The following is a 20,469-nucleotide window of genomic DNA, read 5'->3' as shown; positions in this document are numbered from 1 at the left end:
TTATTCACATGTTGATAAAATAGTTGATATATCAAACTGAGAATAAGTTATCCACAATAAGAAATAATAATTAATTAACACGCATAAATACTGGGTTTTTAAGAAAAAGTATTAGTTTTAAATAAAGTTATTGAGATCTGTGCAACAAGTTATACACAGAGTTATGCACAGTATGTGGATAAGCTATATAATCCACAAATTATTCACACCATATGTTTAATAATAGCAAAATCGTAAAGGGTATTCAATAAGTTATCCACAAAATTCTACTTAAAAACTTAAAATTATTCACAAGTCATAGCAAAATACTATTCTTGACATTAATATTTAGTACAATTATAATTGAATAGTGAATTTTTAATTTTAATAATGGTAGTAAGTTAAATTGCTATACAAGTTTAGTAAGCGATAGAGGAGGTGTATCTATATGTTTATGACATACCAACCAAAAAAGAAACAAAGAAGCAAGGAGCATGGTTTCAGAAAAAGAATGAAAACAGCTACAGGCAGAAGAGTTCTTAAAGCTAGAAGAAGAAAAGGTAGAAAAAGATTGACAGCATAAGGCCGCTTATTGTGGCCTTTTTCTGTAATTCCAGTAAAGGAGCCCTTATAGATGAAAAAAGAAAAAATAAGAAAAAATATAGAATTTAGAACTGTCTATAAAAGAGGGAAATCTTTTTCTAACTATTTATTAGTACTATATATTTTTAAAAATAAGAAAAATTATGATGAATCTGGAGCTTATAATAGAATAGGTATATCTGTAAGTAAAAAAGTTGGGAAGAGTGTTGTTCGAAGTCGGGTTAAGCGACTAATCAATGAAAGCTACAGATTGAATAAACATAAATTTAAATATGGGCATGACTTTGTTGTCATTGCTAGGAATCCTGCACATGATAAAGGTTATAATGATATTGAAAAGGCTTTAATAAATTTATTTATAAAGGCAGGGTTATATGGAAGTGAAGAGAATACTAATAAAAATAATAAAATTCTATAGAAAATACATATCACCATTAAAGGGAACACCAACATGCAAGTTTCTTCCTACTTGTTCTCAATATGCAATAGAAGCCTTGGAAAAGCATGGAGTAATTAGAGGTGGTTTCATGGCATTAAAACGTGTTTTAAGATGTAATCCATTTAGTTCTGGAGGATATGACCCTGTAGAGTAATAATTAGGAGGTGCCCTGTGATTCAGGCAATTACAAGTTTTTTAACAACTATATTTGAATGGATTGTTAACTTACTAGATTCTGGTATAAACAATCTGAATATTTCAGTAGGTTTATCTATAATAGTATTTAGTATATTCTTTAAAATTTGTCTTTTCCCATTAAATATAAAACAAATTAAGTCAAGTTTTAAAATGAGAGAAATACAACCTGAGGTTGCAAAGCTACAAGCTAAATATAAAAGTGATCCGCAAAAGCTTAATCAAGCTACTATGCAATTATATAAAGAAAGTGGAGCAAGTCCTTTTGCAGGATGTTTACCATTATTACTTCAATGGCCAGTATTGATGGCTATGTATTTTGTATTTAAAGATGCTGAAATAATTAAAGGCCATAGTTTTTTATGGTTGACTGATTTATCAGCTAGAGATCCAAGATATATATTGCCTGTTTTAACAGCAGCAACTACTTATATTTCTACAACATATTCAACTAAGCAGACACAAACAGCTGAAGCTGCTAAGAACATGAGTACTATGACTATAGTTACAACTGGAATGATGTTGTTTATGAGTTTAACTTTAAACTCAGCGGTAGTAATGTACTATGTTATAGGTAATATATTCCAATTTGCTCAAACTTACTTAATTCAAAAATTTGTGTATAAAGGCTCAAAAGAAAAAGTTGCTTAATATATATAATTTTAATTAGGGGGTGAAACTTACCGAATGAAGTGCATAGAAATTGAAGGAAAAAATGTAGATACGGCTATTGAAAATGCTCTTGAAAAGCTTAATGTAGATAGAAATAGAGTAGAAGTTCAAATATTAGATGAGGGCAATAAAGGATTTTTAAAATTCGGTGCAAGACCTGCCAAAGTAAAAGTAACAGTTAAAAGAGATTCTATCTTGGAAGCTAAAGCTTTTTTAACTGATGTTTTAGAGAAGATGAATGTAAAAGCTGAGGTATTTGTAACTGAGGAAAAAGATAATCTAAAGATAGATTTAAAAGGTGATGATATGGGTATCATTATTGGTTACAGAGGTGAAACTTTAGATTCTCTTCAATACTTAGTTAGTCTTGTAGTGAACAAGGGCCATGAAGGTGAATATAAGAGAGTGGTTCTAGATACAGAAAACTACAGGGCTAAAAGGGAAGAAAAGCTAAAGTCTTTAGCTATAAAGTTGGCTCATAGGGTTGCTAAAACTAAAAAAGCCTTTAGATTGGAACCTATGAATCCATATGAAAGAAGAATAATCCATGCAACACTTCAAGAGGATAGGTATGTTGATACTTATAGTGAAGGTGCAGAGCCTTATAGAAGAGTTGTTATTGAAGTTAAAAGAGATAGAAAGAGTCGTGGTTAAAACCACGACTTTTTTCATATGTAAAACTTATTTTTATAAAATCTTTTATTGATTTTTAGAAAAAAATCCTTATAATTAGTTAAGAATAGAGGTTACAGATTGACCTCTAAATATTTATTTTGATCATACATTCCTTTTGGATGCATAGTATGTTTTTGATACTGTAAAGTGAGGTAAATATATATGGATGATATAAAAGATAAATATAATACTTCAATAGAATTAGCGCTAGAACTTATTGGCGGTAAATGGAAGATGATTATATTGTGGCATCTTAGTAAGGGAACCAAACGATTTAATGAGCTAAGAAAGTTATTACCAAATATAACTCAAAAAATGCTTACTCAACAACTTAGAGAGTTAGAGAAAGACAAACTTATAACTAGGAAAGTTTATGCTGAAGTTCCACCAAGAGTGGAATACTCTAGTACTAAATTAGGAGATGATTTACAAAATATACTTATTGATATCTCTAAATGGAGTAATGAATATGCAGAGATACATAATATTGAAATTGAAAATTACTAAGATTTTCGAAGTGTTATGATAAATTTTCAAAATGTAAAATATTTATCATAGATGAATCTATGATAAATTAATAAAGGCTAGAGTTGAGATTTGGATATAATTTATAATATATGTAGGTTAACTAAAAACATCTAAACTCCAAATTCATTTGTATAAGAATGAATTTGGAAGTTTTATATTAAAATTTAGAAATGTTTAAAATATAGCATCTAGAGAAACTTATATAAAATTTAAGGAGATTACTGATGAAGGAATTTGATACGATAGCTGCCATAGCTACGCCCATTGGTGAAGGTGGTATTTCAATAATAAGAATATCAGGCAATAGTGCTTTATCTGTAGCTTCTAAGCTATTTAGAAGTGCAAACGGAAAAGATTTAATGGATATAAAGCCATATACTATGAGGTATGGAAATATAATTGATTTAGAAAATGAAGAGATAATAGATGAAGTTATAGTAAGCTACATGAAAGCACCTAAAAGCTTCACTGCAGAAGATACAGTAGAAATTAACTGCCATGGTGGATTAATTTCTACTAAAAGAATATTGGAAGTTGTATTAAAGCAAGGGGTAAGGATAGCTGATCCAGGTGAGTTTACTAAGAGGGCATTCTTAAATGGTAGGATTGACTTGAGTCAAGCTGAAGCTGTCATGGACATAATAACGGCTAAGACAGACCTTGCGATGAAGAGTGCGGTTGCTCAATCAGGTGGAAGAGTATCTAGGGAAATAAAAGTATTGAGAGAAGAGTTACTTGCTATGATTGCCCATATTGAAGCTACTGTTGATTATCCAGAGGATGATTTAGAGGAGATGACTGCAGAAAAAACAATTAATGATCTAAATAAACTTCAGGAAAGAATAGAGTATCTATTAAAAACAGCCGAAGAAGGTAAGATTTTAAGGGAAGGTCTTAGCACTGTAATTGTTGGTAAGCCTAATGTAGGAAAGTCATCCTTGCTTAATCTTTTAACTAATGAGAATAGGGCCATAGTTACTGACGTTGCAGGAACTACAAGAGATGTAATTGAAGAGTATATTAACATGGATGGGGTCCCTATTAAGGTTATTGATACTGCAGGTATAAGAGAGACTGATGATTTAGTGGAAAAAATTGGCGTAGAAAAGTCTAAAGAAAAGATAGAAGAAGCTGACTTAATTATACTTATGTTAGATTCAAGTAGAGAACTTGACGAAGAAGATTTAAAGATTGCAGATTATATTAAAGATAAGAAGTATATAGTCCTATTTAATAAGAGTGATTTAAAAGGTAAACTTAAAAAAGAAGATATACAATGTTTAAATTCAAAATATATGATTGATGTTTCTGTTTTTAATGGTGAAGGTATAGAACGGTTAAAAGAAATCATCAAAGAGTTATTTTTCTCAGGGGAGATTAAATCTCAAGAGATATTAATTACTAACTCAAGGCACAAAGATGTATTATATAGAGCAAATGATAATATTTCTAACGCGATAGAAGCTCTAAAAAATACTAGTGCTATTGATCTTGCATCAATTGATTTAAGAAATGCTTGGTCGAATTTTGGTGAAATAACTGGAGACACATTGGCAGAAGATTTAATTGATAAAATTTTTAAAGAATTTTGTTTAGGAAAGTAGGTAAGCAAATGAAATACTTTGGCGGAGAATATGATGTTGTAGTTGTTGGAGCTGGTCATGCAGGCGTTGAAGCGGCGTTAGCAGCTGCCAGAATGGGAATGAATACGCTACTTACCACAATAAATTTGGATTCAGTAGGTTTTATGCCTTGTAATCCTAATATAGGTGGAACAGCAAAGGGTCATTTAGTAAGAGAAATTGACGCTCTAGGTGGAGAGATGGGAGTAAATATAGATAAAACTTTTATCCAGTCAAGAATGCTCAATACATCTAAAGGACCTGCAGTACATTCTTTAAGAGCACAAGCTGATAAAAAAAGATATTCTGATGAAATGAAACGAGTTGTTGAAGGAACTGATAATTTAAATTTAAGGCAAATTGAAGTTACAGCTATTGATGTTGAAGATGGTAAGGTTGTTGGAGTTCAGACTAGAAACGGAGCTTATTTCAAGACTAAAGCAGTTGTTTTAGCTACAGGGACTTATTTAAAAGCAAAGGTTATAATTGGTGATGTAAGTTATCATAGTGGTCCTAATGGATTACAGCCAGCGGATGACTTATCACAAAGCTTATTAGATATAGGCGTTGAATTAAGAAGATTTAAAACTGGAACGCCAGCTAGAATTTCTTCTAAATCTGTTGATTTTAGTAAAATGATAGAACAACCTGGTGATGAAAAAATTACACCATTCTCATTTCAAAATGATTATTTAGAAAGAGATCAGATATCTTGTTGGTTAACTTATACTAATGAAGAAACTCAAAATGTAATTAAAGCAAATATTGATAGATCACCTTTATATAATGGTAGCATAGTTGGAACAGGACCAAGATATTGTCCATCTATCGAAGATAAAATAATGAGGTTCCCAGATAAAGATAGACATCAAGTTTTTATTGAGCCAGAGGGTGAAAATACTGATGAGATGTATGTTGGAGGAATGTCATCTTCATTGCCAGAAGATGTGCAAATAGCAATGTATAGAACAGTACCAGGACTTGAGAATGTAGAAATCTTAAGAACTGCATACGCAATAGAGTATGATTCTATAAATCCACTTCAGTTAAAGTTATCTCTTGAATTTAAAAATATTAATGGATTATTTGGAGCAGGACAGTTAAATGGAAGTTCCGGTTATGAAGAAGCTGCTTGCCAAGGACTTATAGCAGGAATCAATGCAGTATTGAAGATACGAGGTGAAGAACCTTTAATATTAAAAAGAAGTGATGGATATATTGGTGTATTAATTGATGATCTAGTTACTAAGGGGACTAATGAACCTTATAGAATGATGACATCAAGAGCTGAATACAGACTTTTATTAAGACAAGATAATGCAGATTTAAGGCTTACTGAGCTTGGTAGAAAGGTAGGACTAGTAAGTGATGAGAGGTTTGAAAAATTTTTAAGTCGTAAAAATGCTATTGAAATAGAACTTGAAAGAATAAAAAGCCTTCAAATAACAAACAAAACATCAGTAAATGAATTTCTAGAAAGTATAGGTTCAGTAGCATTAAGAAAACCTATATCATTATATGAATTAATTAAGAGACCAGAACTTGATTATTATAAGGTAGAAGCTTTAGATGTTGACAGGTCAGAACTTTTAGATAGTGTAAAGGAACAAGTTAACATTGCTGCCAAGTATGAAGGATATATAGAAAAACAACTTGAACAAGTAGAACAATTTAAGAAATTTGAAAACAGAAGAATTCCAGAAGATATAAATTATAATGATATAAAGGGTCTTAGAATTGAGGCAATCCAAAAGTTACAAAAAACAAATCCTATAAACATTGGTCAAGCATCAAGAATTTCAGGTGTATCACCAGCAGATGTATCTGTATTATTGATATATATGGAACAATTAAATGCTAATAAAAATATCAAATAAACCTAATTACAAAGAAAGTCCAATTATTAAGGACTTTCTTTGTAATATTTTTTGAGACTTTGGGAATAACAAGAGTATATAAGAGGTTCTAAGATGGAGGTATGTTTTTATGAATAAAAAAGTTATCGCTTTAGCACTAGCTTCTCTAGTATCAATGGGAGGCATTAGTACTATTTATACAGCAGAGACAAAAGCAATAGAAGCTGTTGAAACAAATCAAGATAATGGTGCAATGAAAGGTACTAGTATTGATAAAAAGATAGTAGAGAAAGTATTAAAAGAAAAATTTAAGGTTTCAGAGAAAGAATTAAAAAATGCAAAATCAAAAGATGGTGGAATGAAAGAACTTATGGAAAAGAAGAAAATTTCCATGGATAAGTTAATGGATGAAGTAAAGAATGAAATGATGAAAATCATAGATAAAGATGCTAAGGATGGTAAGATTTCTAAAGAAGAAGCAACAAAGATGAAAGAACAACTACAAGGTAAAATGAGTGGAAAAACTCCAAGTGAAAATAAAACTCCGGAGACTACTACAGAACCAGCGGAAGGAATGCAGTCTCAGCAGCAACAACAGCAATCAACACCATCACAACCACAACAAGAACAATAGTCTCAACCACAAAAATTAAGATAAACAAATTGAATTTATACCTAAGCGTAAAGAGTCATTAGAAATAAGATTCCCACTTATACTAATGGCTTTTTTCTGCTATCATAAAAGTATAGTTAGTATAAATAATAAGATATAGAAGTTAATATATAATAGGGATAATTTTAGAATGGAGTAAAGGAATATGATATTGTATAAAGGAAATTTAGTTTTAGAGCAACAAGATTGCGATGAAATTAAAAAGGTATCTGCTGATGAGAACTTATTTCAGGCTTTTATTAAGGTTGTTTTAAGATATGATAAAAATATAAATATTAAAAGAATTGCATCTATTCAAACACCAGCAAAAGAGATTGCTTTATCATTAAAGTTGATGCAGTGTATAAAAGAAAATAAATAAAATAGTGTTTTGTATACTACATATTTTATTGTATAATAAATATATATTTATAGTTCAATAAAGATTCTACATAGTATATATAATTTTTATATATTAAGAAAACTTTGGCGTAACTTAAATGATGAAAATTTATAATAATACATAAAATATATTATTATAAAATATATTTACATGCCACAGGAGGCTAACCTTGGAATTTTATGAAATAATGAAAAAGTCAGCTGAGAACGAAGGTTTGATGTTTGATGAAATAAAATATAATCAGTTTATTAAATATAAGAATTTACTTAAAGAGTGGAATGAAAAAATAAATTTAACAGCCATTACTGAAGATGAAGAAATCATAAAAAAACATTTTATTGATAGTATTAAGATTTTTAGATTTTCTCCATTATCAAAGATGAATAATATTATTGATGTTGGTACAGGTGCTGGTTTTCCAGGTCTACCAATAAAAATAGTTAACCCAGATATAAAGGTAACATTATTAGATTCTTTAAATAAAAGGGTTAATTTTTTGAATACAGTTATAAGTGAATTAGGAATTAATAATATCGATGCAATACATGGAAGAGCAGAAGAGTTTTCAAGAAAAGAAGAACATAGAGGTCAGTTTGATGGTGCAGTTTCAAGAGCTGTAGCAAACCTAACTGTTTTATCAGAACTATGTATACCATATGTAAAGAATAATGGATATTTTATAGCACTAAAGGGACCAGCTGTAGAAGAGGAAATTAAACAAGCAAAGAAAGCTATTGGGATTTTAGGTGGTAAGTTAGAAGAAATATTACCTGTTGAAGTTGAAGGAACTGACTTGCGTCATAATCTTGTTATTATAAAAAAGGTTAAGGATACTCCTAAGATTTATCCAAGAAATGCAGGGAATATTACTAAGAAACCATTAATATAAAAATGTTTCACGTGAAACATTTTTATATTAATTAATAATGTCGAAAAAAATTCAATAAAAAAAGAAGGAAATTAAGATAATTCCTAGAAACTATAAAGTTAGGAAAACAAGAGGGATGGTTTTATGCAAAACACTGTATACTATGTTTCTCCATATGAAATAGTACCAAATTTATATCAACCAAGAAAATTCTTTGATGAAGTAGGTATAAATGAATTAGCCCAATCTATAAGTATATTTGGAATAATCCAACCTTTATCTGTTAGAAGGCTTGGAGAAAATAGATATGAGCTAGTAGCTGGAGAAAGAAGATTGAGAGCAGCTAAAAAGGCTGGCTTAGGTGAAGTACCAGTTATTATTGTTGACGTAGATGATAAAGAATCCGCTGCAATAGCATTATTAGAAAATCTTCAAAGAGAAGATCTAAATTACTTAGAAGAAGCAGAGGCATTCTATAATTTAATAAAGGAACATTCATATACACAAGAACAATTAGCAAAAGAAATAGGAAAAAAACAATCTACAATTGCAAACAAGCTAAGATTACTAAAGTTAGATAATGAAATTAGAAAACAACTTATTGATAATAACCTAACTGAAAGACATGCAAGAGCTTTATTAAAGCTTCCAACATTGGAAGCTCAGATAAAGGTATTAGATACTGTGATAAAAAAGAACTTAAATGTTAAAGAAACTGAATTATTAATAGAAAAAGAACTTAATTTCATTAATGACATAGGAAAAGATGGTAAAAAGAGGATTCGAACTAATTCAATGAATTCAAAGTTATATATTAATACCATTAAGCAAGTTTTTGATAAGTTTGGAATTGATGCAAAATATAAATCAAAAGATGCAGATGACTTCATAGAGGTTACTGTTAGAATCCCTAAAAATAACTAGTTAATAATATTTCGTATGAAATATTGTTATATATCTCCTTATTTGTATCTCTTAGAGTTTACCCCTCTAAGAGATTTTCATTTTTTTGAGTAATATATATTTCTATTATTGCCTAATATGTTTATAATAGAAACTGTAGGGTTAATTAAATCAAATTCAAAGATTAAGTTATACATTAGATGAGGGGGAGTGCAAATGAAAGTTATAAGTGTTTTTAATCAAAAAGGTGGAGTTGGTAAGACAACGACCAATATTAATTTAGCAGCATATTTAGCCGTTAACGGACATAAAGTCTTAATTATAGATATAGACCCACAAGGAAATAGTACTAGTGGATTAGGGATAGACAAAAAGAAAGTAGAAATTTCTTCTTATCATCTTTTAACTGATGATATATCTTTAGAAGAAGCTATGATAAAAAGCGAATTGATTGAAAACTTATATATTGTTCCTTCTACTATAGAATTAGCAGGAGCAGAAATTGAAATGATCGATATTAAAAATCGTGAAAAGATATTAAGGGAGAAGGTAAATAAGAATGATCAGAATTTTGAGTTTGTTTTCATAGATTGTCCTCCATCATTGGGATTGCTGACATTAAATGCATTAAGTGCATCTACAAGCGTACTTATACCAATTCAGTGTGAATATTATGCATTAGAAGGTGTATCTCAATTAGTTAATACAATTCAGTTAGTAAAAAAGTCATTAAATAAAGAATTGAGTGTAGAAGGCGTAATTTTGACAATGTATGATAATCGAACAAAGCTTTGTAATGAAGTTTCTGTTGAAGTGAAAAAATACTTTGGAGATAAGGTATTTGAGTCAACAATTCCAAGAAATATAAGATTAGCAGAAGCGCCAAGCTTTGGTCTTCCAATTATGCTTTATGATGACAAGTGTAAAGGAGCAGAAAGTTATGAAGATCTAACTAAAGAATTTATTAAGAGACAGGAGGTAAAATAAGATGAGCAGAAAAAGAGGGCTTGGTAAAGGTTTAGGCGCATTAATACCAGAAGAAGAAATAATAGATGAAGTAAGTAATTCTAAAACTGTAAATTTGATAGGAATTAATAAAATTAAAGCAAACTCTGAACAACCACGAAAATCTTTTGATGATGAAAAAATTGGAGAGTTAGCTAAGTCGATAAAAGAATATGGAGTAATACAACCTTTAGTTTTAAAACAAAACTTTGATGGAACATATACAATAGTTGCTGGTGAAAGAAGATGGAGAGCTTGCAAATTAGCAGCTATTAAAGAAGTACCTGCAGTTATTATGGATTTAGACGACAAGTCTGTATTAGAAGTATCCTTGATTGAAAATATACAAAGAGAAGATTTGAATCCAATAGAAGAAGCTATTGCATATAAAAAGTTATTAAATGATTTTGACCTTACACAAGAGCAACTATCAGAAAGAATAGGTAAATCAAGAACAGCCATTAGCAATATAATGAGATTGTTAGCTTTGGATGTGAGAGTTCAAGAATATTTGATGGAAGGTATAATATCAGAAGGCCATGGAAGAGCTATTCTTGGTATAGAGGATTTGAATAAACAATATGAATTGGCACAAATGATAATTGATAAAAGATTAAGTGTTAGAGAAATTGAAAATATTATTAAGGATTTTAAAACTAAGAAAGAAGAAGTTGAAATTGAAAAAAATTATGAAAAAAATCCTCATATAAAAGATTTAGAAGGTAGATTACAAAATTATTTTGATACAAAAGTAGCAATTACAAATAAAAAAGATAATAAAGGAAAGATTGAAATACAATATTATTCGTTAGAAGATTTGGATAGATTGCTTGAATTATTACATTTGACGGAATAACAATGTTTCACGTGAAACATTACTATCAAGAAAGGGTGAAGGTCTTGGAAAATTTTTTGAATTGGATATCAGAAAATACAAATTTAATCATTTTAGCAATGATAGGAACAATACTAGTATTACTAATTTCAATAATAGTGTTGTTTATATCCTTAAGCAAGTTGAAAAGAAGACAGAAGAAGGTTTTTAGAGGATATGATGGACAAAACATCGAAAAGACTATTACGGACTATATGGATAAAATTGACGAAGTAAATAATTTTAATGAAGAATTATCAAAAAAATATGGAGAAATACAAAACAAACTTGAAAAATGTGTTCAAAAAGTTGGAATTAAGAGATATAGAGCTTTTGATAATGTCGGAAGCGACTTAAGTTTTTCTTTAGCACTTTTAGATAGTAATAATGATGGTATTATAATAACAAGTATATTTGGAAGACAAGAAAGTACTATATATGCAAAACCTATTGATATGGGTATTTCAAGATATGATCTATCAGATGAAGAAAAAGAAACTTTGAGGATGGCTATTGCTAATGAACAAGGAAATATAAAAGATAAATAAAAAGAGGCAAAAGAATTATAAAAATTCTTTTGCCTTTTTAATTTATCTAAGAGTATTTTTAAAAACATTATCATTCTTTAGTAATCTGACATCTCTTTGGGCTCTAGTTATAGATTGATAAAGAGAACGACAAATAATTTCACATAGATTCATTACTACGTATAAACGAGTGTTTTGAAGGACTAAAAATTCCATATAGCCACTTATGTTTACTACTCCCGTAATGCTAATATCTCCTACAGGGGGAAGAGATTTCTTTAGAGCGGCTCCTGGAGCGAGAGGCTTATCTTTCAAACAAACTGTACCGACACTCTCAACATTACCTAAACATGCATCTATAGCGATAATATAAGGATTAGGAAATCTTGATTTTATTTCATTTATTGTTTCGCATAGATTTTTAGCATGTACTGGAGTTGCCAGAGTACCAAATAAGGTTATATTTTTTATAGGTGTATTACTTAACTTATAACCGACTAAAGGTCCTAAAGAATCTCCAGTAGAACGGTCTGTACCTATACAAAGGATTACTAATTGCTTGTCTTCAATTAGTGCATGAAATACCTTATCATATAATTTCTCGTTAAATACTGCTGCAGATTTAGAATCTACTGAATTGATAGAAATGCACATAAAAAACCTCCTTATCTTAATTGTATCCAATTAGGAGGTTTTTATACTAAATTATTTCTGTTTCTCTAAAAATATTATAAAAAACTAATAGCATTATACAGTAAAACATACCTAGAAAGCCATAAGCTTTTAATCCGATAAATATAGCTGCTAATGAAGCTACTGGATGTATCTTCAATGTACTAGATAAGAGTTTTGGTTCTAATACTTGCCTTATTAGCATCACAAATGTATATAAGAAAAGTAAAGCAATTACCATTATCCAATTACCTTGTAGTAAATAAGTTAAAATAAGAGGAATATATACAATGATCATACCAACTATAGGTAATAAATCTAATACACCACAAAGTAATGATAATAAGAACGCGTAATCAACGCCTAACAGAGAAAAGCCAATTAAATTTTCACAGAAGGTCATAAATAATAAGAATATATATGCTAACAAATATTTACCTAACATGTTCTTACTGTTTTCTAAAAGCTTTGTGATTAAATTTCTATTTGGCATATTTTTATACTTTGAAGTCAAATCTTTGCTTACGATATCTTTTGTAATAAAGTAAGTCGAGAATATAGTAAATAGTATAAGTGTTAATAAAGTAGGTAGCGAAGAAATAATTCCAAATAAATAAGAGACAACACTACTAGATAAAGATACTGCATAATTTGAAAGTTTTGAACTTTGAGAAGCAAGGTTCTTATTTATTGCATCTAATAAAGTTGGATCTAAATTGTTATAAGAATCAACTAGATCATTAAACCATTTGCGAATATAATCAAAATTTACGGTTACTATATCTGTCACATTATAAGTTAAACTTTTCAATTCAGAGATGAGATAATTTATTGATAGAAGGATTAGTCCAATAACTACAATACAAAAAATTGTAGTAGTAATAAATGCAGCTAGTGATGTTTTTAGTTTTCCTTTTTCAATTAAATATTTAGTTGGTCTTTTTAGAAGAAGAGAAAATAGAAAAGCAAGGACAAATGGCAGCGTATACTGGATCGTTCCAAATATCGTGATAAAGACGATTGTAAACAGTATGAAGAAAATTAGTGACTTTTCTAATTTAGTTACAAAATCGTGCATATATGTTATACCCCCTTTTTATCAAGATATTCTAAAATACTTAAGGATTCATTTATTTCCTCAGTAGTATTAAAGTAAGAAAAACTGAATCTTATTGTTCCATTAGGATAGGTTCCTATAGTTTTATGTGCTAGTGGTGCACAGTGAAGACCACTTCTACAACTAATATTAAACTCGTTACTTAATAAAAATGCTAATTCCTCATTATTAATAGTGTTGTGTGTAAATGAAATTGTAGGTGTGCTTTCACTAATTGTAGGTGATCTATAGATTTTATAATTTTTTAAGTTTGACATACCTTTTAAAAAGGTTTCGCTTAACTCTAAATCTTTGGTATGTATCTTTTGTAAAGAAATATTATTTATAAATCTTATACCTTCTAGTAAGCTTACTATACCAGGGGTATTTAAAGTGCCTGGTTCGTATTTATCTGGCAAAATGCTCGGGTGAGTTAATTCTGATGAAGAACTACCAGTTCCCCCAGTGAATATAGAAGAGCATTCTTTAGAAAGTTCTTCTGAAATAAGAAAACCACCTATACCTTGAATGCCAAATAAACTTTTATGACCAGTAAAGGCTAGTGCATCACAATTAAATTCTTTAAAACTTATTGGTATTATACCAGCACTTTGAGCTGTATCAATAATAAAATAAATATTGTATTTTTTACATATATCCCCAATGGTTTTTAAAGGTTGTATTGATCCTATTATATTAGAAGCATGAGATAAAACTACAAGCTTTGTATTATGTTTTATTGCATTTTCAAATACATCTAAATCTAAAAGACCTGTTTCATCAGTTTGGAGTATAGATAATTCTATTGTATCCTCTAAATTTAAGCTGAATAGGGTTCTCAAGGTAGAGTTGTGGTCCATAGAGGATGTTATAACATGCCAACCATCTTTTACGATACCCTTTATTAACATGTTTAAGGCATAGGTAATATTATGCGTGAATATTACATTTGATGGTAAGTTAAAATCAAAGAAGTTAGATAGTTCTACTCTGCAATCATATACAAGCCTAGAAGCATTTAAGGATGTTGAATTAGCCCCGCGACTTGGATTTCCACCTATAGAAGTGATAAAATTATTAACGGCTTCTATTACAGTTGGTGGTTTAGGAAATGTTGTTGAACTGTTATCGAAATATATATCCATGTTTTCACCTATATTCATTAATAAGAATCTATTATAATAAGAGTATATACTTTATTATAAAATATAGTAATATAAATGTATATTAAAAAATGTAAGTAGGAGAGTAGGATGGTAGAACTATATTTAATTGTTTTTAATAACACTCATGAAGCAATGACTATGGAGAAAAAACTGAAGGAATTATCAATTGCTAATAGGATAGTTCCAACGCCAACAGGTATAACGCATAGCTGTGGTCTGAGCATTAGATTTAATGAAGAGGACTTAGGAAATATAAAAAGTGTTATACAAAAGTATGAACTAAAGATTAAAAATATATACTATAAAGAAAGTGGACAATACTTCTCTTTATAGTAGTGATATTGGAGTGTGTGAAGAAGATGATTTGTAGTAATATTGAAGCATTATTTCAAGTTGGTATAATATCTGTTTCAATTGATCAATTTACTGGATGGTTTCGAGAAGTAGGATCAAAACTTATAGGTACAATAATAGTTATTTTAGTTATGATAGTTACCTTAAAAATTGGAGATAAAGTTATAAAAAAATGGGTCAAGCGAAAAAGCGAAAAAGCTAATTCTAGCAATGATACATTTTCATTAAATTCTTTTAATATGGATGAAAAATTAGCAAAGACTATTGGTGCTATACTAAGAAGTTTATTAAAGTATGCTGTTTATTTTATTGGAATTACGTCTATTTTATCTATTTATTTTGGCACTGTAAGTTTAACTCTGGCAAGCATTGGTGGTGTAGCAATAGGATTTGGCGCACAAAATCTTGTTAAAGATGTTATTTCTGGTATATTTTTGCTTATAGAAAATCAATATATGGTCGGAGAATCTATAGAAATACAAGGAAGTACTGGGGTAGTTGAAAGTATAGAAATTAGAGTTACAAGAATAAGAGATGCTAATGGTGATATACATATAATACCTAATGGAAGCATATTAAAGGTTACTAATAAATCTAGGGGATCTAGAAGGGCTCTAGTTGAAGTGACAATATCTTATGATTCAGATTTAAATAAAGCTATAGACATTATAAATGAAGTATGCTTAGAATATGGAAAAGATGACGAAAATATAGTAGAATTACCACAGGTAGTTGGTATAACAGAATTAGGTGCTAGGGGGATTAATATAAGAGTAGTAGGAAGAACAAAACCTACGAAAGAATGGAATGCTGAAGTTGAACTTAGAAAAAAAATAAAGCTTGCATTAGATGATAACAATATAAGTATTCCTTATAATACAAAATGATTTAATCAGGGGTGGTGAGATAAGTGGTTAAAGAATTTAAAATTAATGATATAGTACAGATGAAAAAACAACATCCGTGTGGTAGTTTTGAATGGGAGATTATTAGACTTGGAGCAGATATAAAGATCAAATGTAGAGGTTGTAGCAGAATTGTTATGTTACCAAGAAGTGATTTTGAGAAGCGAGTGAAAAAGGTTCTTTTAAGTAAAGCTAATGATGCGGAAAATTAAATAGAACTTGAGTAGTTTTTTGAAAGTAGCTATTCGTATTTGAAATATTATATAATAGACTCTTTTTCAGCAAATTTACTTTTTATATTTAAAACTTATTTTGTATGATGTGCATAAAAAACTTGAATTATAATGTAAAAAGTGTTATAATGTTTAATTGTAGTCCTGCTATGATTAATATCATAGCCGTTAGTCCAGAGGAGGTGAAAGTAATGAACAAGTATGAAACTTTATTTATCCAAAACCCATCATTAGATGAAGAAGCTACTAAAGCTAACATCGAAAAATTCAAAGGTATCATTGAAAATGGTGGTGGAACAGTAGAAAATGTTGATGTTTGGGGCAGAAGAAAGTTAGCTTATGAAATAGCAAAAGTTAACGAAGGTCACTATACATTAATCAATTTCTCATCTGATGCTCAATTACCTAAAGAATTAGATAGAGTATTTAGAATCACTGATGGAATAATCAGACACATCATAGTTAATCTTGAAAAGTAATAAGGACGGTGCTGTCAAATGAACAAGGTTGTATTAATCGGTAGACTTGTAAGAGATCCAGAGCTAAGATTTGCTCAAGGTACAGGGACAGCAGTTGCTAACTTTACTATAGCTGTTGATAGAAGATTTCCTTCTAAAGATGGTCAAAAGGAAGCTGACTTTATTCCAATAGTTGTCTTTGGCAAGATTGCTGAAACTGTGGCAAACTATACAAGTAAAGGCAAGCTTATCGGAGTTAGTGGTAGAATACAAACAAGAACTTATGATGCACAAGATGGAAGTAAGAGATATGTTACTGAAGTTGTTTCTGATGAAGTACAATTCCTTGAATGGGGAAGTGGACAACAAAGAGGAAATGGTCAAGGACAATCTCAAGGTTCCAATGATATGAATTCATGGGGATCCAGTAATGGATTTGATGATAACTTCGTATCACCAGTAGATGACGATGAAATACCGTTTTAAATTTAGGTAAAGGAGGGAAATTAGAATGAGCGAAAACAATAAAAAAGAGTTCAAAAAGAACATCAGAGGCAGAAAAAGCAGAAAAAAAGTATGTGCTTTCTGTTCTGAAAAAGTTGAAGCTATCGACTATAAAGATGTTAATAGATTAAGAAAGTATGTAACTGAAAGAGGTAAGATTTTACCAAGAAGAATCAGTGGTACTTGTGCTAAACATCAAAGAGAACTTACAGGTTCAATAAAGAGAGCTAGAAACATAGCTTTACTACCATTCACAACTGAATAGTAGTAAATTCATATATAGCTGATAATAAGGCAAGAAACGTATTTATGTTATGTTTCTTGCCTTATTTGATTTTTATAAGTAATTATATTGTAGGTTAAATATAACTGTAAGAATAATTATAAATATACAAGCTAAAAAAGTGCGCTTGAAAGCCTTTGTAAATAGTTTGCATTTATTATTAAGAATCACTTGCAATTGTACAAGTTCCTCGATATAAAGGTAAAAAAGAAATAAAATTAATTTAATATCCGAATATATATTCATATATTCGGATGGGCGTGTATTTTATGAACTACTTAAGGGGGCGAAGTTGTAGAAGGAACTTCTATGTTGGATGCCTCAGCGTTAACAGGTGAGTCTGCTCCAATAAAAATCTCAATTGGAGATAATATCTTAAATAGATGGAGCTGTTTTTTCAGATTGGATTTATAGAACTCGTATCTTTTTAGTTATATCTTGTTCTTGTGCATTGGTTATTTATATTCCTATAGGATTTTTTTGTTGAAATTGGAGGCATATCTAAAAAAGATATATTGATAAATGGTGGTAACTTCTTAGAAGCATTAAATCATGTAGAGAAAGTTGTATCTGATAAAACTGGGACACTAACAAAGGGTGTATTTAGAGTGACCGATATAAAGTCGATTTCAAATATTACTAATGAAGAGATTCATAAGTATACTGCTACAGCAGAAAGTCTATCTAATCACCATATAGCAACATCTATAATAAATCCATATAAAGATATAATAAATAAAGAATCAATAGAAAGTTATGAAGAAATTGCAGGCTATGGTGTAAAAGCTGTTATTGATGGAAAAAATTTTTTATGTGGTAATAATAAGTTAATGAAAAAGGCAAGTATTGACTTTGTAGAAGAAGCAATAGGTACTATAATATATACAGCTATAGATTCTACCTTTTCTGGAAGTATTAAAATTTCTGATAAGATTAAAGAAGATTCAAAGAAAACTATAGATGATTAAGAAACGATAGGTGTTAAAGAAACTATAATGTTAACTGTTGATTCAAAAAGTGTTGCTGAAAAGGTTGCGGAAATTTTCGGCGTTGACAGGTTTTATTTAGAACTATTACCAGCTTAAAAATTTGAATTATTAGAAAAAGCTAATGTTACAAAAGAGAAAAATGGCAAAGTAATTTTTGTAGGTGGTGGTATAAATGATGCACCGATACTGATTGTGGTAGATATAGGAATTGCAATGGGTGGACTAGGTTCGGATGCAGCTATTGAATCAGTAGATATAGTAATAATGACTGATGAACCATATAAGATAGTTGAAGCTATAAAAATAGGTAAAAGAACAAGTCGGATTGTTCTTAAAAATATTATTTTTGCAATTGATATTAAATTAATCGTTTTAGTATTGGAGGCCTTTGGTGATTCTACTATTTGGCAAGTTGTTTTTGATGATGTAGGAGTTGTAATTCTATCTATATTAAATGCAATGAGAGCATTAAGAATAAAAAATATTTAATACAGTGCTTTTGTGGAATAGCTTTTACTTCATAAGAAGTAGAAGCTATTTTTTAAAGGTTTTTTGTAATAAAAGCCATGATATTATAAGTAAATGGATTAAAATGGTATTTATTAGTTGCATAATATCATTAAAATCTTTACAATATAGATAGAGAAGAAAAGGGGATGGATATATGAGAAGAGATGATTTTAATATAATTTCCAGCGTTAAAATAATAGAAGAATTAAAAGCTGATTTGCTTTGTGTTATAGGTGATTTTTTTAAACTTTTGACAAAAGGGAGCAATGTTGCAGAAAAAGCTTTACTTGATTGTATTTCCGGGGCAATAATATTATTATATGTATTAGGGAGAAGATTAGGACATTCTTATCTTCAGATAGATGAACATACAAAGATAAAACTTAAAGAAGGTATAGTCGCTGGAGATTCTGTTGAGAAGAGTGGCAAGGATTTGAGTAGTCTATATCAACATTTAAAAGAGAGAAATTAACGGAGGAATTATGACAATTTCTAGAAGAAATATATTTTTTACTTTGCTATTGAATCTTGTCGTTATAATAAGTATGATGTTTAATGGCATTTTTACCGCTATAATAATGAAAGGAGATGGAAGTTGGGTTATTCCAATTATATCCAGTTTCTTTATACCGTTAGGAGCATCGGTACTTTTTGCTACACATAGGTTCTTAAAAAGCATTACTTCTATAGTCATAGATTTTTTGATAGTACTTATGCTATTCAGAAGTTTTCCTTTTACTACTGAAATATTTATACCGATAACAATAAGTAGCTTGTTATTTACAGTAATTATTGGAGTAGTCATAGGAGTAGTTATCCAAAGGAATGTATCCTTGGGTAAAAGTTACTTTTACATAATAACAACCTATGTAGTTGCTGTTTTTATTATTACAGTGATATTAGCATATTTTATGGAGCATAAGAATATATCAGACCTTTTTTATAATGGATACGAAAGTTTGCGGAAAACTTATGATTCTATATATACACCAGCTTTAAGAAGAGAGTATAAGCTTCAGGAGTTATTTAGTGCTGATGACATGATTAGGTTTATACCATCTATGATAGCAGAAACAATTTTCTTTGTTTCATTTGTATATTATTTTATTACTAAAAAAATACTTGAATCTATAAATTGTAAAGTTTCAAAAATTAAGGAATTTAAGTGTTTTTACATATCAAATTTATTAGGTGCAGCAGTTATACTTATAATATGTGTAGGGCTCGTTCTTAGAAATTATGGTTATGTAGAAGGCGGTATAATTGCTACTACAGGATTTACAATAATAAAACTTCTTTTAAGTGTTACAGGAACAGCTTTTATATATGACAAATTCATGAATGTACTTAAGATGAAGAAAGTTACAACTATAATTATTATAATAGGAGCTGTTTATATATTGCCTGTTGTTGTTTATACTGTAGGTTTTATTGAAATGATTTTTGATTTTAGAAAGTTAGATCCGCATGGTATTTTCAAGAGAAAAAGAGGATAGGG

At 29.5% G+C, this 20,469-nt stretch carries 29 protein-coding genes; 26 read left to right on the top strand and 3 right to left on the bottom strand.

Going from position 1 to position 20,469, the window contains the following annotated elements; translation table 11 throughout:
- Positions 1-427: 427 nt before the first annotated feature.
- The 15 genes from rpmH to CLOCEL_RS21870 all read left to right on the top strand — a co-directional run bounded on the left by rpmH (position 428) and on the right by CLOCEL_RS21870 (position 11,822).
- Positions 428-562 carry a 50S ribosomal protein L34 gene (gene rpmH / locus CLOCEL_RS23825; RefSeq protein ID WP_010074407.1) on the top strand — a complete coding sequence of 45 codons (135 nt, stop codon included), beginning with the start codon at positions 428-430 and terminating at the stop codon, positions 560-562.
- A 51-nt stretch (positions 563-613) separates the two neighbouring features.
- Complete coding sequence (gene rnpA / locus CLOCEL_RS21935; RefSeq protein ID WP_010074406.1) at positions 614-1,000, top strand: ribonuclease P protein component; 387 nt, start codon at positions 614-616, stop codon at positions 998-1,000.
- Positions 957-1,175: a membrane protein insertion efficiency factor YidD gene (gene yidD / locus CLOCEL_RS21930; RefSeq protein WP_013291988.1), complete on the top strand. Its 219-nt coding sequence runs from the start codon at positions 957-959 to the stop codon at positions 1,173-1,175. Before rnpA ends, yidD begins: the two co-directional genes overlap by 44 nt.
- A 17-nt stretch (positions 1,176-1,192) precedes the next feature.
- Positions 1,193-1,867, top strand: a complete 675-nt coding sequence (gene yidC / locus CLOCEL_RS21925) for a membrane protein insertase YidC (protein WP_010074404.1) — start codon at positions 1,193-1,195, stop codon at positions 1,865-1,867.
- A 36-nt stretch (positions 1,868-1,903) separates the two neighbouring features.
- Positions 1,904-2,542: an RNA-binding cell elongation regulator Jag/EloR gene (gene jag / locus CLOCEL_RS21920; RefSeq protein WP_010074403.1), complete on the top strand. Its 639-nt coding sequence runs from the start codon at positions 1,904-1,906 to the stop codon at positions 2,540-2,542.
- 183 nt (positions 2,543-2,725) lie between these two features.
- On the top strand, positions 2,726-3,070 hold the full coding sequence (locus CLOCEL_RS21915) for a winged helix-turn-helix transcriptional regulator (protein WP_010074402.1): 345 nt from the start codon (positions 2,726-2,728) through the stop codon (positions 3,068-3,070).
- Positions 3,071-3,315: 245 nt separating this feature from the next.
- Entirely contained in the window at positions 3,316-4,695 is a 1,380-nt protein-coding gene (gene mnmE / locus CLOCEL_RS21910; RefSeq protein WP_010074401.1) for a tRNA uridine-5-carboxymethylaminomethyl(34) synthesis GTPase MnmE, read from the top strand.
- 8 nt (positions 4,696-4,703) lie between these two features.
- Entirely contained in the window at positions 4,704-6,590 is a 1,887-nt protein-coding gene (gene mnmG, locus CLOCEL_RS21905) for a tRNA uridine-5-carboxymethylaminomethyl(34) synthesis enzyme MnmG (RefSeq protein WP_010074400.1), read from the top strand.
- Positions 6,591-6,699: 109 nt separating this feature from the next.
- Positions 6,700-7,203, top strand: coding sequence for a hypothetical protein (locus tag CLOCEL_RS21900; RefSeq protein ID WP_010074399.1), 504 nt, complete (start codon positions 6,700-6,702; stop codon positions 7,201-7,203).
- Positions 7,204-7,387: 184 nt separating this feature from the next.
- Complete coding sequence (locus CLOCEL_RS21895; protein WP_010074398.1) at positions 7,388-7,603, top strand: hypothetical protein; 216 nt, start codon at positions 7,388-7,390, stop codon at positions 7,601-7,603.
- 190 nt (positions 7,604-7,793) lie between these two features.
- On the top strand, positions 7,794-8,513 hold the full coding sequence (gene rsmG, locus CLOCEL_RS21890; protein ID WP_010074397.1) for a 16S rRNA (guanine(527)-N(7))-methyltransferase RsmG: 720 nt from the start codon (positions 7,794-7,796) through the stop codon (positions 8,511-8,513).
- A gap of 123 nt (positions 8,514-8,636) precedes the next feature.
- Entirely contained in the window at positions 8,637-9,416 is a 780-nt protein-coding gene (gene noc / locus CLOCEL_RS21885) for a nucleoid occlusion protein (protein ID WP_010074396.1), read from the top strand.
- Between the two features lie 195 nt (positions 9,417-9,611).
- Complete coding sequence (locus CLOCEL_RS21880; protein WP_010074395.1) at positions 9,612-10,382, top strand: ParA family protein; 771 nt, start codon at positions 9,612-9,614, stop codon at positions 10,380-10,382.
- A 1-nt stretch (position 10,383) separates the two neighbouring features.
- Positions 10,384-11,256, top strand: a complete 873-nt coding sequence (locus CLOCEL_RS21875; RefSeq protein ID WP_010074394.1) for a ParB/RepB/Spo0J family partition protein — start codon at positions 10,384-10,386, stop codon at positions 11,254-11,256.
- Positions 11,257-11,300: 44 nt separating this feature from the next.
- Complete coding sequence (locus CLOCEL_RS21870; RefSeq protein WP_010074393.1) at positions 11,301-11,822, top strand: DUF4446 family protein; 522 nt, start codon at positions 11,301-11,303, stop codon at positions 11,820-11,822.
- Between the two features lie 42 nt (positions 11,823-11,864).
- Here the strand turns inward: CLOCEL_RS21870 and yyaC are convergent, their stop codons facing one another.
- The 3 genes from yyaC to CLOCEL_RS21855 are packed head-to-tail and all read right to left on the bottom strand — an operon-like array spanning position 11,865 to position 14,714.
- Positions 11,865-12,455 (bottom strand): spore protease YyaC, encoded by a 591-nt coding sequence (gene yyaC / locus CLOCEL_RS21865; protein ID WP_010074392.1) that lies wholly within the window; start codon positions 12,453-12,455, stop codon positions 11,865-11,867.
- A 46-nt stretch (positions 12,456-12,501) separates the two neighbouring features.
- Entirely contained in the window at positions 12,502-13,551 is a 1,050-nt protein-coding gene (ytvI, locus tag CLOCEL_RS21860; RefSeq protein ID WP_010074391.1) for a sporulation integral membrane protein YtvI, read from the bottom strand.
- A gap of 5 nt (positions 13,552-13,556) precedes the next feature.
- On the bottom strand, positions 13,557-14,714 hold the full coding sequence (locus CLOCEL_RS21855; RefSeq protein WP_010074390.1) for an aminotransferase class V-fold PLP-dependent enzyme: 1,158 nt from the start codon (positions 14,712-14,714) through the stop codon (positions 13,557-13,559).
- Positions 14,715-14,822: 108 nt separating this feature from the next.
- Between CLOCEL_RS21855 and CLOCEL_RS21850 the strand changes: the two genes are divergently transcribed.
- From CLOCEL_RS21850 to CLOCEL_RS21810, 11 genes are all read left to right on the top strand, one after another.
- Positions 14,823-15,068 carry a putative Se/S carrier protein gene (locus tag CLOCEL_RS21850; protein ID WP_010074389.1) on the top strand — a complete coding sequence of 82 codons (246 nt, stop codon included), beginning with the start codon at positions 14,823-14,825 and terminating at the stop codon, positions 15,066-15,068.
- 26 nt (positions 15,069-15,094) lie between these two features.
- Positions 15,095-15,976, top strand: a complete 882-nt coding sequence (locus CLOCEL_RS21845; RefSeq protein WP_010074388.1) for a mechanosensitive ion channel family protein — start codon at positions 15,095-15,097, stop codon at positions 15,974-15,976.
- Between the two features lie 23 nt (positions 15,977-15,999).
- Positions 16,000-16,206, top strand: coding sequence for a DUF951 domain-containing protein (locus CLOCEL_RS21840; protein ID WP_010074387.1), 207 nt, complete (start codon positions 16,000-16,002; stop codon positions 16,204-16,206).
- 212 nt (positions 16,207-16,418) lie between these two features.
- Positions 16,419-16,706 carry a 30S ribosomal protein S6 gene (rpsF, locus tag CLOCEL_RS21835; protein ID WP_010074386.1) on the top strand — a complete coding sequence of 96 codons (288 nt, stop codon included), beginning with the start codon at positions 16,419-16,421 and terminating at the stop codon, positions 16,704-16,706.
- 18 nt (positions 16,707-16,724) lie between these two features.
- Positions 16,725-17,171: a single-stranded DNA-binding protein gene (locus tag CLOCEL_RS21830; protein WP_010074385.1), complete on the top strand. Its 447-nt coding sequence runs from the start codon at positions 16,725-16,727 to the stop codon at positions 17,169-17,171.
- A 25-nt stretch (positions 17,172-17,196) separates the two neighbouring features.
- Positions 17,197-17,454, top strand: a complete 258-nt coding sequence (gene rpsR / locus CLOCEL_RS21825) for a 30S ribosomal protein S18 (protein WP_010074384.1) — start codon at positions 17,197-17,199, stop codon at positions 17,452-17,454.
- Between the two features lie 327 nt (positions 17,455-17,781).
- Positions 17,782-17,886 carry a hypothetical protein gene (locus CLOCEL_RS23915; protein ID WP_010074383.1) on the top strand — a complete coding sequence of 35 codons (105 nt, stop codon included), beginning with the start codon at positions 17,782-17,784 and terminating at the stop codon, positions 17,884-17,886.
- Between the two features lie 101 nt (positions 17,887-17,987).
- Positions 17,988-18,440 carry an HAD family hydrolase gene (locus tag CLOCEL_RS22120; RefSeq protein WP_010074382.1) on the top strand — a complete coding sequence of 151 codons (453 nt, stop codon included), beginning with the start codon at positions 17,988-17,990 and terminating at the stop codon, positions 18,438-18,440.
- 213 nt (positions 18,441-18,653) lie between these two features.
- A complete protein-coding gene (locus tag CLOCEL_RS22115; RefSeq protein WP_010074381.1) occupies positions 18,654-18,950 on the top strand; it encodes an ATPase in 297 nt (98 codons plus the stop codon).
- A gap of 175 nt (positions 18,951-19,125) precedes the next feature.
- On the top strand, positions 19,126-19,443 hold the full coding sequence (locus CLOCEL_RS21815) for a MazG-like family protein (protein ID WP_013291986.1): 318 nt from the start codon (positions 19,126-19,128) through the stop codon (positions 19,441-19,443).
- Between the two features lie 10 nt (positions 19,444-19,453).
- Positions 19,454-20,467 (top strand): DUF2232 domain-containing protein, encoded by a 1,014-nt coding sequence (locus tag CLOCEL_RS21810; RefSeq protein WP_013291985.1) that lies wholly within the window; start codon positions 19,454-19,456, stop codon positions 20,465-20,467.
- Positions 20,468-20,469 lie beyond the last annotated feature (2 nt).

It is taken from the genome of Clostridium cellulovorans 743B (assembly GCF_000145275.1).
In the GTDB taxonomy this organism is placed as follows: domain Bacteria; phylum Bacillota; class Clostridia; order Clostridiales; family Clostridiaceae; genus Clostridium_K; species Clostridium_K cellulovorans.
Note: the sequence above shows the minus strand (reverse complement) of the source record. Positions and strands in the feature narration are given on the sequence as shown.

Coding starts and splice junctions, on each gene's coding strand:
- rpmH (WP_010074407.1), top strand. CDS start 428: ATGTTTATGACATACCAACCAAAAAAGAAACAAAGAAGCAAGGAGCAT.
- rnpA (WP_010074406.1), top strand. CDS start 614: ATGAAAAAAGAAAAAATAAGAAAAAATATAGAATTTAGAACTGTCTAT.
- yidD (WP_013291988.1), top strand. CDS start 957: ATGGAAGTGAAGAGAATACTAATAAAAATAATAAAATTCTATAGAAAA.
- jag (WP_010074403.1), top strand. CDS start 1,904: ATGAAGTGCATAGAAATTGAAGGAAAAAATGTAGATACGGCTATTGAA.
- CLOCEL_RS21915 (WP_010074402.1), top strand. CDS start 2,726: ATGGATGATATAAAAGATAAATATAATACTTCAATAGAATTAGCGCTA.
- mnmE (WP_010074401.1), top strand. CDS start 3,316: ATGAAGGAATTTGATACGATAGCTGCCATAGCTACGCCCATTGGTGAA.
- mnmG (WP_010074400.1), top strand. CDS start 4,704: ATGAAATACTTTGGCGGAGAATATGATGTTGTAGTTGTTGGAGCTGGT.
- CLOCEL_RS21900 (WP_010074399.1), top strand. CDS start 6,700: ATGAATAAAAAAGTTATCGCTTTAGCACTAGCTTCTCTAGTATCAATG.
- CLOCEL_RS21895 (WP_010074398.1), top strand. CDS start 7,388: ATGATATTGTATAAAGGAAATTTAGTTTTAGAGCAACAAGATTGCGAT.
- noc (WP_010074396.1), top strand. CDS start 8,637: ATGCAAAACACTGTATACTATGTTTCTCCATATGAAATAGTACCAAAT.
- CLOCEL_RS21880 (WP_010074395.1), top strand. CDS start 9,612: ATGAAAGTTATAAGTGTTTTTAATCAAAAAGGTGGAGTTGGTAAGACA.
- CLOCEL_RS21875 (WP_010074394.1), top strand. CDS start 10,384: ATGAGCAGAAAAAGAGGGCTTGGTAAAGGTTTAGGCGCATTAATACCA.
- yyaC (WP_010074392.1), bottom strand. CDS start 12,455: ATGTGCATTTCTATCAATTCAGTAGATTCTAAATCTGCAGCAGTATTT.
- ytvI (WP_010074391.1), bottom strand. CDS start 13,551: ATGCACGATTTTGTAACTAAATTAGAAAAGTCACTAATTTTCTTCATA.
- CLOCEL_RS21855 (WP_010074390.1), bottom strand. CDS start 14,714: ATGGATATATATTTCGATAACAGTTCAACAACATTTCCTAAACCACCA.
- CLOCEL_RS21850 (WP_010074389.1), top strand. CDS start 14,823: ATGGTAGAACTATATTTAATTGTTTTTAATAACACTCATGAAGCAATG.
- CLOCEL_RS21845 (WP_010074388.1), top strand. CDS start 15,095: ATGATTTGTAGTAATATTGAAGCATTATTTCAAGTTGGTATAATATCT.
- rpsF (WP_010074386.1), top strand. CDS start 16,419: ATGAACAAGTATGAAACTTTATTTATCCAAAACCCATCATTAGATGAA.
- CLOCEL_RS21830 (WP_010074385.1), top strand. CDS start 16,725: ATGAACAAGGTTGTATTAATCGGTAGACTTGTAAGAGATCCAGAGCTA.
- rpsR (WP_010074384.1), top strand. CDS start 17,197: ATGAGCGAAAACAATAAAAAAGAGTTCAAAAAGAACATCAGAGGCAGA.
- CLOCEL_RS23915 (WP_010074383.1), top strand. CDS start 17,782: ATGTTGGATGCCTCAGCGTTAACAGGTGAGTCTGCTCCAATAAAAATC.
- CLOCEL_RS21815 (WP_013291986.1), top strand. CDS start 19,126: ATGAGAAGAGATGATTTTAATATAATTTCCAGCGTTAAAATAATAGAA.
- CLOCEL_RS21810 (WP_013291985.1), top strand. CDS start 19,454: ATGACAATTTCTAGAAGAAATATATTTTTTACTTTGCTATTGAATCTT.